The following is a 12568-nucleotide window of genomic DNA, read 5'->3' as shown; positions in this document are numbered from 1 at the left end:
CACGCCAAGGGAGTCGGGCTGCGTGCCACTGGGGTCGGTTTGCGTGCCAGGGCGGGCGGTCTCGGCGCCACTGGGGTCGGTTTGCGTGCCACGGCGGACGTCGCCGTCCCCATCGCGGGCGATGCCGACATTCCCCGCGGGCGGCCGGGTGGCCGGCTGTGCCGATGGACCGGCGGGTGGCCCGTCGCCCTGTCGATCGGCGCGCTGCAGTATCGCCATCGTCACTCCCTTCGCCCGCCGTGCGGGACAGATCGCGGCGAACCGCTCGAGCTTTCAACTGCCGGTACGAGGCCGCAAGTTGGCCGCGCGGCACCGTGACGACCGTGTCCGGGGAGGTCAGACATCGCGCGCCACCTTCGTGGCGGTGACGTTCGGAAGGGCGCGAGCGGCAGGCGCGGATACCGGCTCATCGACGGGTGGCGCGTCCACCGCCTTCGCGACCCGACCGGCGCCGGTGATCCGGGGATCGAGCAGCGGGTACAGCAGGTCGACGGCCAGGTTCACGACGACGAAGATCAGCGCCGACAACAGCACCACCCCCTGCACGACGGGGATGTCCTGGTTGAGCACCGAGGTCTGGGTGAGCCGCCCGACGCCCGCCCGGGCGAACACCGACTCCACCACCACCGAACCGGCCAGCATGGTGCCCACCAGCACTCCGGCGATGGTGAGGGCGGGCACGCTCGCCAACCGCGCCACGTGCCTGCGCTGCACCCACCAGCGTGAAGCGCCCTTGGCCAGCGCCACCTCGGTGAACGGCTGGCGCCACGTCTGGGTGAGCCCGGCGGCGAGCACCTGCGCGATCACCGCACCGATCGGAAGGGCGAGGGTCAGCGCGGGCAGGATCGTGCCGCGTAACCCCGTGCCGCCGAAGGCCGGGAACCAGCGCAGCTGGAACGAGAACAGCTGCAACAGCAACAGCCCGGTCCAGAAGGTCGGCACCGAAACACCCAGCGGCGGAAGCGCACTCAAGGTGTTGCGCAACCACGGCCGACGCGTGTAGGTGGCGGCGAACGCCACGGCCGTTCCACCGAGCACGGCGAAAAACAATGCGAGCGAAGCCAATCCGAGCGTGGCGGGCAGTGCGTCACCGAGCGCCTCGGTGACCGGCTGTCCGGTGTTGACCGAACGGCCGAGATCACCGGTGAGGGCATTGCCGAGCGCGGTGACGTACTGCTCCCACAGCGGCTTGTCCAGCCCGTAGCGCGCCTGCAGCTCGGCGATCGCCGCCTTGTCGACGGGGGTGCCGGAACCGGAACTGTCGGCTGCCATCGAGACCGGGTCGGCGGGCAGCAGGTACAGCACGACGAACGACACCGTGAACGCCGCCCACAGCACCCAGATCGCCTGCAGTACTCGCGAACCCACGTATCGCACGATGGGTCGCCGGATCAGCTCAGTCATCGCCGTGACCGCTCAGCCAGGTGTCGAAGAACTGCAGTCGCGCCGAGGCCTCGAACTTCAGGTCCTTGGTGTGGGCGGCGGCACCGATCGCCTGCGACAACTCGATCGTTGGCACGTAGAGCCCGTTGTCGAGGATCTCCCGCTGAGCGGTCGCGATGAGTGCTGCCCGCGCCGCCGGATCATTGGTGGCCAGCTGCTGATCGAGGGCGGTGTCGAGAGCCGGAACCGGCCCGCGCACCGACAGATTGCGGCCGGTGAGGGCGAACGAGGTGCGCAGGATGTCACCGTCGGCACGGGTGGAGTTGCCGTAGACGGCGTCGTAGTCCTTGCTGTTCTGCCGGGCCGTCTGCTCCGAGAACGACACCAGGTCGAGCCGCAGATCCACCCCGACCTGCCGCAATTGCTGCTGCACCAGTTCCAGAATCGCCTGGTTGGCCGCGAACACCTGACTGAAGGTGACCCCGAAGCTCAGGCGCTCACCGCCCTTCACCCGGATACCGTCGGCGCCGGGCAGCCAGCCCGCCTGATCCAGGATCGTCTTCGCCTTGGCCGGGTCGTAGCCGAGCCGGGCCGAGAGGTCGGTATAGGCCGGGGTCGACGCGGCCAGCACCGAGGTGGCGGGTTTGAACTGGGGGCTCAGTACCGTGTCGATCAGCTGACGCCGATCCAGCGCGGGCAGCAATGCCTGCCGCACCGCCGGATCACGCAGCGGCCCCCGCGTCACATTGGGGTGGAAACCGAAGACCAGGCCCGGGTTCGACGTCGAGAGCACCCGCCCGCCGACCGCCTCGATCTGCGGCGCGTCCTGCGGCAGGGCATCGCTGATCGCGTCGAGCTGACCGGAAGCCAGACTGCCCGTGCGCACCCCCGACTCGGGCACGACGGTGAACTCGATCCGGTCGAGGTAGGCCTCGCCCTCGTGGGCGAAAACCTCCGAACCCCAGTGGTATCCGGCGCGCTTGGCCAACGTCACCGAGACGTCCTGCTTGTACTCGGCATAGGTGAACGGTCCGCTGCCGATGTTGTCGCCCGCGCAGCGCGCCTCCGCCGGCTTCGCGTTGGTCGACGGGGCGAGGATGCCCAGCTGCGAGGTCGAGGACGCCTGCAGGAACTGCGCGTTCGGCGCGCTGAATTCGACCCGGGCCGTGAGCTTGTCGACCACGGTGGTGCCGACGTAGTTCGCCAGATAGCTCACGCCGAGCGGCGCTTTGGCCCCACCGAGCCGGACCACGGCGTCGAAGGTGTCGCGCACCGATTCGGCGGTGAGCGGCGTGCCGTCGCTGAAGGTGACCCCGTCGGTGAGGGTGAAGGTGAAGACCTTCGCATCAGGGCTGACCTCCCAGCTGCGTGCCAGCCACGGGGTGATCGCCCCGGTCGCCGGATCCTGATCGGTGAGCGAGTCCACGATCTGCCGGGTCACGTAGATGGTCTGATTGCTCCCGGCCTGGGCGGGATCCGAGCACGACGGTGCCTGCGAGAGCCCGTAGCGCAGGGTGCCGCCGGGTTGTGGGGGACCGGCTTGTCCGCCGCTCAGGGTGTCGCCGCCGCCGCAGGCGACCACCGTCGCGGTGGCGGCGAGAACACCGGCGAACGCGGCGATGCGATGTCGAATCACGAAACAACTCCAGCGAATTCACGGCCTGCGGCCAGGGGACGGCTCGGGATGCGGCGGCGCAACTCCGGCGCCACCTCGGCCTGGAACAGTTCGAGACTGTCCAGGTAGTCGGACTCGGCTCGGCCCTCACGATCGGCGGACAGGTGGATCACCTCGTGCCCGAACTGCTCGTGGTAGCGGCCGACCTTGTCGATCACCTGCTCCGGACTGCCGACCAGGGCGGAGGAACGGGCGAGAAAATCCTCGAGGGTCTCGAAGACCACCGGGTTGCCCACCTGCCGCTGCAACGCGGTGCGTGCCTCGTAGAGCGGGCGATACACCTCGACGGCCTCCTGGGAGGTCCGCGCCACGTGCAGACCGGCCGTGCCCGCACCGACCAGAGCGTCGGCGGGGTCGCGCCCGTAGTCCACCCAGCGCTGCCGGTAATGGCGGATCAGCTCGGCGTACGGCTCGATCGGGTGCGTGACGTTCGCCGAGAACACCGGATCACCGTGGCGCGCGGCCAGTTCCACCGATTCCCGGCTGGTCGCGCTGCCGTGCCAGATCCGCAGCTTCGGCTGCAACGGGCGCGGCAGTGCCCGTGCGTCGGTGAGCGGTGGGCGAAACCGGCCCGACCACGTCACCTCGTCGCGGTCCCACAGCGCGCGCAGCAGTTCGTATCCTTCGCGGTTACGGTCCCACTGATCCTCGGTCGTCACGTGGTAGAGCTGCGCCTGGGCGGTGCCGTTGCCCTTGCCGATGATCAGCTCGAGCCGCCCGTCGGACAGGTTGTCGAGCGTGGCGTAGTCCTCGAAGGCGCGCACCGGGTCGAGCAGGCTCAAGGTGGTGACCGCGGTGAACAGGGTGATCCGCGAGGTGACCGCCGCCAAATGGCTGAGCACCACCGGGGGAGCGGCGGACAGGAACGGGTCTTCGTGCCGTTCGCCGACCGCGAACCCGTCGAAGCCCAATTCCTCGGCACGCCTGGCCTGTTCGACAACCTCACGGAAACGGTCACGGGTGCTCGGCACGACACCGGTCACCGGATCGGGAACCCGGGTGATCAGCGTCATGAGCAGGAATTTCATCGATCTCCTCCATCGAACCCGGCAGAAGCACCCACACCCGGACAGACCGGGCGGGTTGCTGCGACGTCGTAGAGCCAGGTCTCTCAGTCGCTCTGGATGGTGCGCCCGCTGCCGAAGCGTCGAGCCGGATCAGCATGTGGCACAGCTGTGATGGCGCACAACGGTAGAAATCAGCGTGAGCGCAGCGGTTGGAATCGGGTGCTGGTGCGGGCACAATCGCCGACGTCGGGGCCCGGTCGACCCACCCCGGGCCCCCGCTGTGGCGGTACGCGACGCGCCGAATACTCGGTCACTTCACCTGCGGTGATTCGCCGGGTTCCGGGAGTAATCTCGGCCTTCTCAGCGTCGATGAGGAGTTCGCCGTGACTGTTGCGCGTCGTCTGACCACACTGACCTCGCTGACGGCCTGCGCCGCCGCCGTGCTGCTTGCCGCCCCCGTCGCCGCCGATCCACCGGTGCGGCCCGCCGTCACCCGCGACGCCCCGGCCACACCCACCGCGGGCCCCGGCGATCTCCTCGCCGCCTATCAGACGGTCGTCGAAACCCTCGAGGCCCTCGGCATCCAGCCCTTCCTGTACCCGACGGTCGCCGCGAACTGTTCCGGTGACGGTCTCGGCCTGGTCCCGGCCGTCGCGGGTGCGGTTCCCGGCCCCTGGCCGACGAACACCCTCCCGATCCCGGGACTCGATCTCACCGCCGTGAAATCAGGCCAGACGCTGTTCACCTTCCTCCCGTACGGCCTGGAACCGGACACGGCCGCCACCAAGACTTCCGGTATGCAGGTGGCCTGGCTCAACATCAGCACCGGTCGGGGCGGGATGGCCTCGATGGGCACGATCGCCGACATCGTCCGGGCGATGGTGCCGCCCGAGGTTCCCGCCGAACTCCGGCCGCTGGCCGAGAACGTCATCCGCGATTTCCTGCGCACCGCGATCCCGGTCGGCGGTGTGCGCGCGGTACCGGTCGACACCGGGAAGGGCACCGTCCTCGCCGCCGTCTTCGGTACCACCGACAACGCGGGTCGCTCGTGCTTCTTCTTCCCGACCGTCGGCATCACCGAGGTCGCCTGATCCGGGTTCCGCGAGGGCGGACAGTCGACAGCGCACGTCTTCCCGTGGAGCGGCGTGGAATACCTGTCCGCGCGAGTCAGCCGTGACGAGCGAGCGGCGCTTCCGGTGCGACGAGGGGACGCTGCTTCCAGCGCAGCCGCCCGGTGCGATGCAGACGGTGCGAGCGGGCCCACAGGGTGAGGTAGTAGCCGACGGACACCGGATGGGCCAGTGCCGAGCCGAGGTCGGCGCCGGTGGGTGGGCGCCGGGTTTCGACGGCTCGGGCCGTGAGCCGACCGGTGACGGCGGCGAGGTAGCCGAGCAGACCCGCCCGGCGCACCCGGCCACGACCGACGAGAACCGCCAGCGGCGGAATCCAATAGGCAAGGGCGGCAAGGACACCGATGGCCGCACCGGTGTCGACCCGGCCGCCGTAGGCCGACCACAACCAGCGGGTATAGCCGCCGGCGAGGTCGTCGGCGCCGGTGTACATGCGGGTGCGGGCGGCGGGCCCGGCGGTGACGAGCGCGGTCCGATGACCCGCCCGGCGCAGCGCCCGCGCCAGATCGAGATCCTCGGTGGCACTGGCCGCCACACCGGCGTGACCCCCACCCGCCCGGTACGCCGCGGCGTCGACGGCGAGGAACTGCCCGCACGCCACCGCCGTCGACGGCCGCAAGCTGTGATTGGCCGGACCCACCGGGAGCGTCGACGCCCACGACCAGGCCAACAGCGGCTGAACCAGCTGCTCGGCGACCGAACCCGAATCCTGCGTCGGCCACGCCGACACCAGACCCGCGCCGCGCTTGCGTAATTCGGTCACCGCGGCGGCGATCGCCTGTGGTTGCAGGCGCACATCGGCGTCGACGAAGACCAGTGCCGCCGCATCGGTCCTGGCGGCCAGCCGCGCACAGGCGGCGGCCTTCCCGGTCCATCCCGGCGCCGGGTGGGCGGCCGAGCGGAGCACGGTGAATCGTTCGTCGCCGCCGATCGCGGCGAGCGCGGCCTCGTAGGTGCCGTCGGTGGAGGCGTCGTCGAGGATCAGCACTCGCAGCCGCGGCACCCCGGTCTGGGCGCGCAGGTCGGCGATGAGGTCGGGCAGCCGCAGGGCTTCGTCACGGGCGGGCACGCACACGGTGACCGGTTCGATCACCCCCGACACCTGCCGGGGCAGGGTGCGCAGGGTGGCGAGATTGTAGGCGGCGGTGCCGGCGCCGATCGCGGCGAGACCGGTGCCCGCCCAGGTCAGGTAGCGTCCCGCCGCGCCCATGTCAGCGGCCTAGCCTGCGCTGGGTGATCTCGCGCCACATCTCCGACGGCGAGAAGTTGGGGCGCGGCGCGTTCGGCGGGCGCGGGTTGCGATCGCGGTAGGCGAGACCGGCGATCATCGCGGCCACGGCCAGGGTGATGCCGCCCATGATGCCCGCCCAGCCCGCGAACGAACGGGTGTTGGGGTCGGCGTATTTGACCTCGGCACGCAGGGTCGAGGACTCACCGGCGGGCAGCTTCCACGACACGGTGTTGTCGCCCTCGCGGGTGCCGTTGGTCTTGGCGACACGCGACGGGAACGCGATGGAGAACTGCACGTCCGACCCGTGCGGCGGCACCGACTCGAGGTCGACGCGGCCGGTGAGGCTCACCAGGTCGCCGTTGCGCTTGAACTCGAGGGTGAACATGCCCTGGGTCTGATCCGACAGGCTGCCGAGCTGGCTGACCTCACCGAAGGTCAGGTCGTCGAAGAACACCTGCGTGCCGACGTAACCGTCCTGGTTGTACGGGTCGACGCGCACCTTCGCGGCCAGCGATTCGGGCGCCTTCAGCTGCGGGCCCTTGTCGTCGGGGCCCTGCGGGGCCACGGCGGCGACGATCCGTCCCGATACCCGGTCGTTGGACGACACCCCCATCGACACCTGCACCCGCAGGCATCCGGTCAGCGCGGGCACCAGCAGGGCCAGCAGAACGGCGACCGCCGCGACGCGGCGGGCGGGCCCGGAACGGCGCGAGGGGGAAGGCATGTCGGCGACGAGACTCGGCTGCACGGTTGACATCGTGCCAGGCTCGGGCCGCAGAACCCACACGACGGGCCCAACCACCTCCCGCCACCCGCCGCGATCAGGGGTTTCGCCACCGTGCGGCAGCCTGGCGAGCCAACGGGATTCCGAGCAGTCCCATCCCGGCGAAACCCCAGGCCGCCGATGCGGGAAGGCCGAGGAACACCGCGTGCGCGAGGGCCGAGCCGAGCCAGGTCCACGCGAACACCGCGACCGGCACGGCCACCGACGGATCGTGGGCGCGGGGGAGCAACCGGTCGAGTGCGGTGAGCAGCACCGCCATCAGCGACGCGACGAGCATCCAGCCCAGATAGTTGGTGTAGGGAATCTGCGCCAGCCCCGGCAGACCGGCGTCGGTGACCGACCAGGTCCACTGCCCGTCGGCGACCATCTGCGGATCGAGAAACAGGTCCCATCCCACCGCCCCGACAACGAGCAGTGCGGCACGTATGACGCCGGCCCGCCCGCCGACCCTGTTCACCCCGGCGGCGCCTCCCGTGCCGTGGCCACCGGTTCTTGCCGCATCGGTCCCCACGAGCAGTCCCGCGACGACCCAGATCGGATACAGCCCACCGGTCCACGCCAGCGGCACCACCAGCGGCACATCGGCAAGTGCGGGCCCGAGCCGATCCGTCGCATAGACATACGCGCCGTAGGGCACCCCGGTCGCCGTACCCACGATCTCGGAGGCGAGCCCGATCCCGGAGACGATGACGAAAAACCCTGCCGCCCACCGCCACCCACGAGTAGTTACCGCATGCAGCAGCGCGGTCGACACCGACAACACCACCACGGCCACCGTGACCCGATCCCGCGCCGCGCCCACACTCAACGGATAGGCGATCTGTACGAGCACCAGCGCCACCGCCGCGAACGCTGGGATCATCCGCTGACGACGGACACCAACCCATTTCTGGGCAGTGGCTGCGATTCGGCCGAGCGTGCGGCTGGTAGTCACGACCTCTGCCGATCGGTCTCGGTGTCACACGGCGGCGATTCGGGGGCGTCCCGGGGACGGCTGCTCCACGGGGCACGCGGATCGGGCGCTGTCATCGCCTGCGCGACAAGGGGAATCGGCGGGTGCGTCGGTCGCCGAGCACCAGGCGGGCGGCACTGCGTCCGCTGGCTCCTGACACCCCGCCACCCGGGTGGGTGGACGCGCCCGTGAGGTACAGGCCTGGCGCACCGGGCACCCGCTGACCCGACAGCTCCGGCAACGGCCGCCACAGCATCATCTGGTCCAGCGACATCTCCACGTGCATCACATTGCCACCGCGCAGGCCCATCTCCCGTTCCAGGTCGACCGGGGTCTGCACGAAACGACGCAACACCGAATCGGCGAAGCCCGGTGCGTACCGGTCGACTTCGGCGATGATCCGGTCGGCTTCCTGCTCGGCGTGCGCCGACCAATCGCTGCCGTCGGCGAGTTCGTAGGGGTGCCACTGCGCCCACAGCGACAGTTGGTGTTCACCGGGTGGGGCGATGGTCGGGTCGAGCGCGCTGAAACTCATCGCCAGCACCACCGGCCGTGGCGGCAGTTCACCGGCCGAGGCCGCGCCGTGCGCGGCCCGCAACTGCCTGCGATCCGATACGAGGAACTGCAGACCGTATGCGGACTCCGCCGCCGATGCACCGGGGTAGGACGGCAGCCGGTCGGTGGCCAGGCGCACCACCATGCCGATGCCGGGACCGACCCGGATGCGGCGCTGCCAGTCGTCGAGCACTGTCTCGTCGAAACCGCCCGCGCGCAACAGGTCGAGGGTGGCGAGGATGTGCGAGCCCGCGATCACGGTGTCGGCGCGCAGCTCACGCCCCGATTCCGTGCGCACCTGCCACCCGCGCCCCGACCGCCGTAGCTCCGTGACGGCATCACCGGTGTGGACCTCACCGCCGTCGGCGCGCAGCCGCGCGATCAGCGCCGCGCTGAGCGCCCCACTTCCCCCCACGGCCCGCCCCGGCGGCAAGGTGTGCATGAGTGCGGCGAAGCCGGCCATCGGCGCGGTCCCCGGTTCCGACATCGGCGGACCCGACTGCGCACCGAACCACGCCAGCGACGCCTTGAGTCGTTCGTCGTCGAACCAGTAGTCCAGCAGCGCGTCGCCGGTCTGCAGAAATTCCCGCGACAGCGCCGACCCGCCGTCGCGCGCGTCCAGCCCCCAGAACGCGCGAACCAGCCTCCCCGGCGTCGGCGGACCACCGAACGCCCGCATCACCCGCGCGCTTCGCTCACCCCACACCGCGACGAAACGCCGGTAGGCCTCGGCGTCTTTCGTCCCGCACGCCGCCGCGATCGACGCGCAGGTGGCGTCGAGATCGCGGTGGAACACGATCGGTGGGCGCACACCGTCGGACGGCGTGAATCCCCACGGATCACAGTCGAGATAGCGCAACCCGAACCGCTCGAGCTCGAGTTCCTCGATGATCCCGGTGTGCCGGACCATGATGTGCGCCGAGGAACCGCGATCCACAAGATGGCCGGGGAACCGTTCGACCGTCGACACCGCCCCGCCGGGCACCGTGTCTCGTTCGAGTACCTGGACCCGCTGCCCGGCCCGCGCCAGATAGCAGGCGGCGACCAGCGCGTTGTGCCCCGATCCGACGACGACCGTTGTCTCGCTCCGGCTCACGCCCGTTCGCCCGCCGGTGGCATCGGCAGCCTGCGGCCGAGGATCGCGAACGGCCGGGTATCACCCGCGAAGACGAAATTGCGGATCACATCGGTGAATCCCGCGCGCCGGTACAACCGCCAGGCCCGGTTGTCCTCCTCGGGAACCTCCGGCGTCGACAGCAGCACCGCCGCCTCGGGGCGGTCGGCGAGCAACCGCTCGAGCAGCGTCGCCCCGATCCCGCGACCCTGTGCGGCCGGGTGCACGTGCAGCTCGGTGAGCTCGAAGTAGTCGGCGAGCAGCTCGCGCGCGGCCGCCTCCGGCCAGCCGCACCGGCGCATCCCGGTGTGTACCTGCTGATGCCACCACTGCCGCGGCGCGCCGCTGTATCCGTAGGCGATGGCGAGCAGTGGGGCGGTGCGCAGGTCGACCCCGCCCGCGTCGTCGGGCAGCACGGCGGCCACCGCCCGCCAGCCCGCCCGGGTGGTGTGCTCGTTCCACATCGGGGCACGGTGATGTTCGGTGCCGCGCGGATAGTCCATCGCGGCCACATACACCGAGAGGGCGTCGTGCAGGCGGGCCCGCAGGGCGGCGACGCTCAGGTCGACGACCACAGGTGCTGGAGTGTGGTGATTGGGCTTGACGGCTGTCATCGCTCTCGTCGGAACTTGTCGGTGGGTGTCCCTATATTCAATCTCAATTCAAACGTTCGAATGGTTGTTCGATCTGTGCGAGGGGCGAAAGGGGCAGCAGATGCCTGGTCACAACGATGGTCGAGCGCACGCGGGCCACGACGGCCGCGCCGGCGGGCTGCTACGACAGGCCGATGCGCTGCTCACCGACTCGGCCTGGGAGCACGAGCCGGGGGAGCGGTTCCGCACCGCCTATCTGGCCGCGCTGCGTGGCGCGGGTGCGATGATCGCGCTCACCGGCGCCGATCGCGCGCCGCGGGCTCGTTCGCGCAGCGCCTGGGTGTTACTGAGACGCGCCACGCCGGAGTTCGCGATGTGGGCCGACTACTTCGAGGCGCACTCGCCGCTGCGGGCCGCCCTGGAGGCCGGATTGGACCGCACGATCACCGACACACAAGCCGACGAGTTCTGTTCGCGGGTGGGCGCGTTCCTCTACGACGTCGACGATGCGCTGGTCGCCGCCGCCAAGACACGCCCGCAGCCGAGTCGCGACCGGGACATGACCGCTTAGTTATCACCGAGTAGGTGGTACGGCCTCGATCGAACTCGTATCATGGGGAGCAGATAGCCGCCAAGGTCGGCTACCCGTCGCCTACCCGGAGGCGACCAGCCACGCCTAGTGCCGGGGGAGGTACCGTGCCACTCTCCGAGCACGAGCAGCGCATGCTCGAACAGATCGAGAGCGCTCTCTATGCTGAGGACCCGAAGTTCGCCTCGTCCGTCCGCGGCGGACGACTTCGCTCCACGTCGAGTCGACGCAGGCTCCAAGCTGCGGCGTTGTTCGCCGTCGGCCTGTTCCTGCTCGTCGCCGGCATCGCCGCCCCGTTCAAGCCGGGCGGGTTCCCGATCATCAGTCTCGTGGGCTTCATCGCCATGTTCGGCGCCGGTGTCCTCCTGATGATCGGCAGCTCGCGTCGGCCGGGTGCGGCGGACGCCCCCGGTGAACCGCCGGCGGGCGCCGGCCCGTCGGGCGGGCGCGGTGGCCAGCGGCCGCGCAAGTCGGGCGGCTTCTCGGAGCGGATGGAAGACCGATTCCGCCGCAGATTCGAGCAGGAGTAGCCCTGCTCCGACCGTGAGGTCGAGCACAACGGCATAGCAAGCGGTGTCGCACCCGGTCGCGGGTGCGGCACCGCTTTCGCATGCCCTCGTCCGGGTCGGCCCGGATCGCACTCGCAGGGCGGTTCCCCCACCTTCCCCACCATCCCCCACCAGGGCAGTCTCGTACGCCGTCGAACGACAGGTCCGCCGGTGGCACCTGGGAAGTTTGCTGAACGTTGTCGGAACCGGGCATTGCCGACCCGCGCGGGTTGTCCTAACACGCGATAATCCCGAATCTCATTGATAGCTGACATGACCTGCGGAATTGTGTTGGCGGGGAGCAGGATCACCCAGGGTTTCGATTGAAAGTGGGGGAAAGTGGGGTAATGTGGGTCGCGCACTACAGGAGAGGCCGTACGGCCAGGTGATCCAGTAGGGAGGTGGCCGGGAATGTTTCTCGGTACCTACACCCCCCGATTGGACGACAAAGGGCGACTGACGTTGCCTGCGAAGTTCCGAGACGATCTGGCGGGAGGGTTGATGGTCACGAAGGGTCAAGACCACAGCCTTGCCGTGTATCCGAAAGAAGAGTTCACCGCGCTCGCCCGGCGGGCCGCGGCGGCGTCTCGAAGCAACCCGCAGGCAAGGGCTTTCGTCCGGGCACTTGCGGCCGGAACCGACGAGCAGCGTCCGGACGCACAGGGCCGGATCACGTTGTCGCCGGACCACAAACGCTATGCCGGACTCACCCGGGATTGCGTGGTGATCGGTTCGGTCGACTTCCTCGAGATATGGGACAAGCAGGCGTGGGAGTCCTACCTCGCCGAGCACGAGGAGGACTACGCGCAAGCCAGAGACGAGTCGCTGGGCGGGATCTTCTGACCCCGCAGCACGCGAGTGCTGCGAGGCCTCTGCCCGGGCGTGGACCCTGACGTACTTCCCCGACGCCAGGTGCCGCGCCCCGGTCAGAGACCTCGACGCATTCGCACTCATCCGAGTAAGCAACTCATTCCAAAAGCACTGTGTGGCAAGGCGACCCGTCTGCG

The 12568-nt window shown here is 69.8% G+C and carries 12 protein-coding genes and 1 riboswitch; of the genes, 4 read left to right on the top strand and 8 right to left on the bottom strand.

Annotated features, from left to right (window positions below):
- Nucleotides 1-336: 336 nt before the first annotated feature.
- From ACSVDM_RS17320 to ACSVDM_RS17310, 3 genes are read right to left on the bottom strand one after another with little or no spacing between them, the layout of a single operon-like run.
- The gene (locus tag ACSVDM_RS17320) at nucleotides 337-1380 is read right to left on the bottom strand and encodes an ABC transporter permease (protein WP_439266376.1); all 1044 of its coding nucleotides are present in this window, start codon (nucleotides 1378-1380) and stop codon (nucleotides 337-339) included.
- A 16-nt stretch (nucleotides 1381-1396) separates the two neighbouring features.
- On the bottom strand, nucleotides 1397-3019 hold the full coding sequence (locus ACSVDM_RS17315; protein WP_439266171.1) for an ABC transporter substrate-binding protein: 1623 nt from the start codon (nucleotides 3017-3019) through the stop codon (nucleotides 1397-1399).
- On the bottom strand, nucleotides 3016-4086 hold the full coding sequence (locus ACSVDM_RS17310) for an LLM class flavin-dependent oxidoreductase (protein WP_439266169.1): 1071 nt from the start codon (nucleotides 4084-4086) through the stop codon (nucleotides 3016-3018). The genes ACSVDM_RS17315 and ACSVDM_RS17310 overlap by 4 nt, the downstream gene beginning before the upstream one ends.
- Before the next feature lie 6 nt (nucleotides 4087-4092).
- A riboswitch (SAM riboswitch) is annotated at nucleotides 4093-4189 on the bottom strand.
- 259 nt (nucleotides 4190-4448) lie between these two features.
- Here ACSVDM_RS17310 and ACSVDM_RS17305 point away from each other — a divergent pair.
- Nucleotides 4449-5156 (top strand): hypothetical protein, encoded by a 708-nt coding sequence (locus ACSVDM_RS17305; protein ID WP_439266168.1) that lies wholly within the window; start codon nucleotides 4449-4451, stop codon nucleotides 5154-5156.
- A 76-nt stretch (nucleotides 5157-5232) separates the two neighbouring features.
- On the opposite strand, the gene ACSVDM_RS17300 is transcribed toward ACSVDM_RS17305, so the two are convergent.
- The 5 genes from ACSVDM_RS17300 to ACSVDM_RS17280 all read right to left on the bottom strand — a co-directional run bounded on the left by ACSVDM_RS17300 (nucleotide 5233) and on the right by ACSVDM_RS17280 (nucleotide 10445).
- The gene (locus ACSVDM_RS17300; protein ID WP_439266166.1) at nucleotides 5233-6405 is read right to left on the bottom strand and encodes a glycosyltransferase; all 1173 of its coding nucleotides are present in this window, start codon (nucleotides 6403-6405) and stop codon (nucleotides 5233-5235) included.
- 1 nt (nucleotide 6406) lies between these two features.
- On the bottom strand, nucleotides 6407-7150 hold the full coding sequence (locus tag ACSVDM_RS17295) for an LppM family (lipo)protein (protein WP_067497557.1): 744 nt from the start codon (nucleotides 7148-7150) through the stop codon (nucleotides 6407-6409).
- A gap of 97 nt (nucleotides 7151-7247) precedes the next feature.
- Nucleotides 7248-8072: a carotenoid biosynthesis protein gene (locus ACSVDM_RS17290; RefSeq protein WP_439266164.1), complete on the bottom strand. Its 825-nt coding sequence runs from the start codon at nucleotides 8070-8072 to the stop codon at nucleotides 7248-7250.
- 163 nt (nucleotides 8073-8235) lie between these two features.
- Nucleotides 8236-9813, bottom strand: coding sequence for a phytoene desaturase family protein (locus tag ACSVDM_RS17285; RefSeq protein WP_439266163.1), 1578 nt, complete (start codon nucleotides 9811-9813; stop codon nucleotides 8236-8238).
- On the bottom strand, nucleotides 9810-10445 hold the full coding sequence (locus ACSVDM_RS17280) for a GNAT family N-acetyltransferase (protein WP_067642897.1): 636 nt from the start codon (nucleotides 10443-10445) through the stop codon (nucleotides 9810-9812). The genes ACSVDM_RS17285 and ACSVDM_RS17280 overlap by 4 nt, the downstream gene beginning before the upstream one ends.
- Before the next feature lie 100 nt (nucleotides 10446-10545).
- On the opposite strand from ACSVDM_RS17280, the gene ACSVDM_RS17275 reads away from it, so the two are divergent.
- From ACSVDM_RS17275 to mraZ, 3 genes are all read left to right on the top strand, one after another.
- On the top strand, nucleotides 10546-10995 hold the full coding sequence (locus tag ACSVDM_RS17275) for an SAV_6107 family HEPN domain-containing protein (RefSeq protein ID WP_067497449.1): 450 nt from the start codon (nucleotides 10546-10548) through the stop codon (nucleotides 10993-10995).
- A gap of 125 nt (nucleotides 10996-11120) precedes the next feature.
- A complete protein-coding gene (locus tag ACSVDM_RS17270; RefSeq protein WP_067497452.1) occupies nucleotides 11121-11543 on the top strand; it encodes a DUF3040 domain-containing protein in 423 nt (140 codons plus the stop codon).
- Nucleotides 11544-11972: 429 nt separating this feature from the next.
- Nucleotides 11973-12404 (top strand): division/cell wall cluster transcriptional repressor MraZ, encoded by a 432-nt coding sequence (gene mraZ, locus ACSVDM_RS17265; protein ID WP_067497455.1) that lies wholly within the window; start codon nucleotides 11973-11975, stop codon nucleotides 12402-12404.
- Nucleotides 12405-12568 lie beyond the last annotated feature (164 nt).

Origin of the sequence: Nocardia sp. JW2, from assembly GCF_051843015.1 — a bacterium.
GTDB lineage: Bacteria > Actinomycetota > Actinomycetes > Mycobacteriales > Mycobacteriaceae > Nocardia > Nocardia coubleae.
Note: the sequence above shows the minus strand (reverse complement) of the source record. Positions and strands in the feature narration are given on the sequence as shown.

Bases quoted from the DNA above. Each gene is read 5' to 3' on its own strand.
- ACSVDM_RS17280 (WP_067642897.1), bottom strand. From the start codon at position 10,445: ATGACAGCCGTCAAGCCCAATCACCACACTCCAGCACCTGTGGTCGTC.
- ACSVDM_RS17275 (WP_067497449.1), top strand. From the start codon at position 10,546: ATGCCTGGTCACAACGATGGTCGAGCGCACGCGGGCCACGACGGCCGC.
- mraZ (WP_067497455.1), top strand. From the start codon at position 11,973: ATGTTTCTCGGTACCTACACCCCCCGATTGGACGACAAAGGGCGACTG.
- ACSVDM_RS17290 (WP_439266164.1), bottom strand. From the start codon at position 8,072: ATGATCCCAGCGTTCGCGGCGGTGGCGCTGGTGCTCGTACAGATCGCC.
- ACSVDM_RS17295 (WP_067497557.1), bottom strand. From the start codon at position 7,150: ATGCCTTCCCCCTCGCGCCGTTCCGGGCCCGCCCGCCGCGTCGCGGCG.
- ACSVDM_RS17300 (WP_439266166.1), bottom strand. From the start codon at position 6,405: ATGGGCGCGGCGGGACGCTACCTGACCTGGGCGGGCACCGGTCTCGCC.
- ACSVDM_RS17310 (WP_439266169.1), bottom strand. From the start codon at position 4,086: ATGAAATTCCTGCTCATGACGCTGATCACCCGGGTTCCCGATCCGGTG.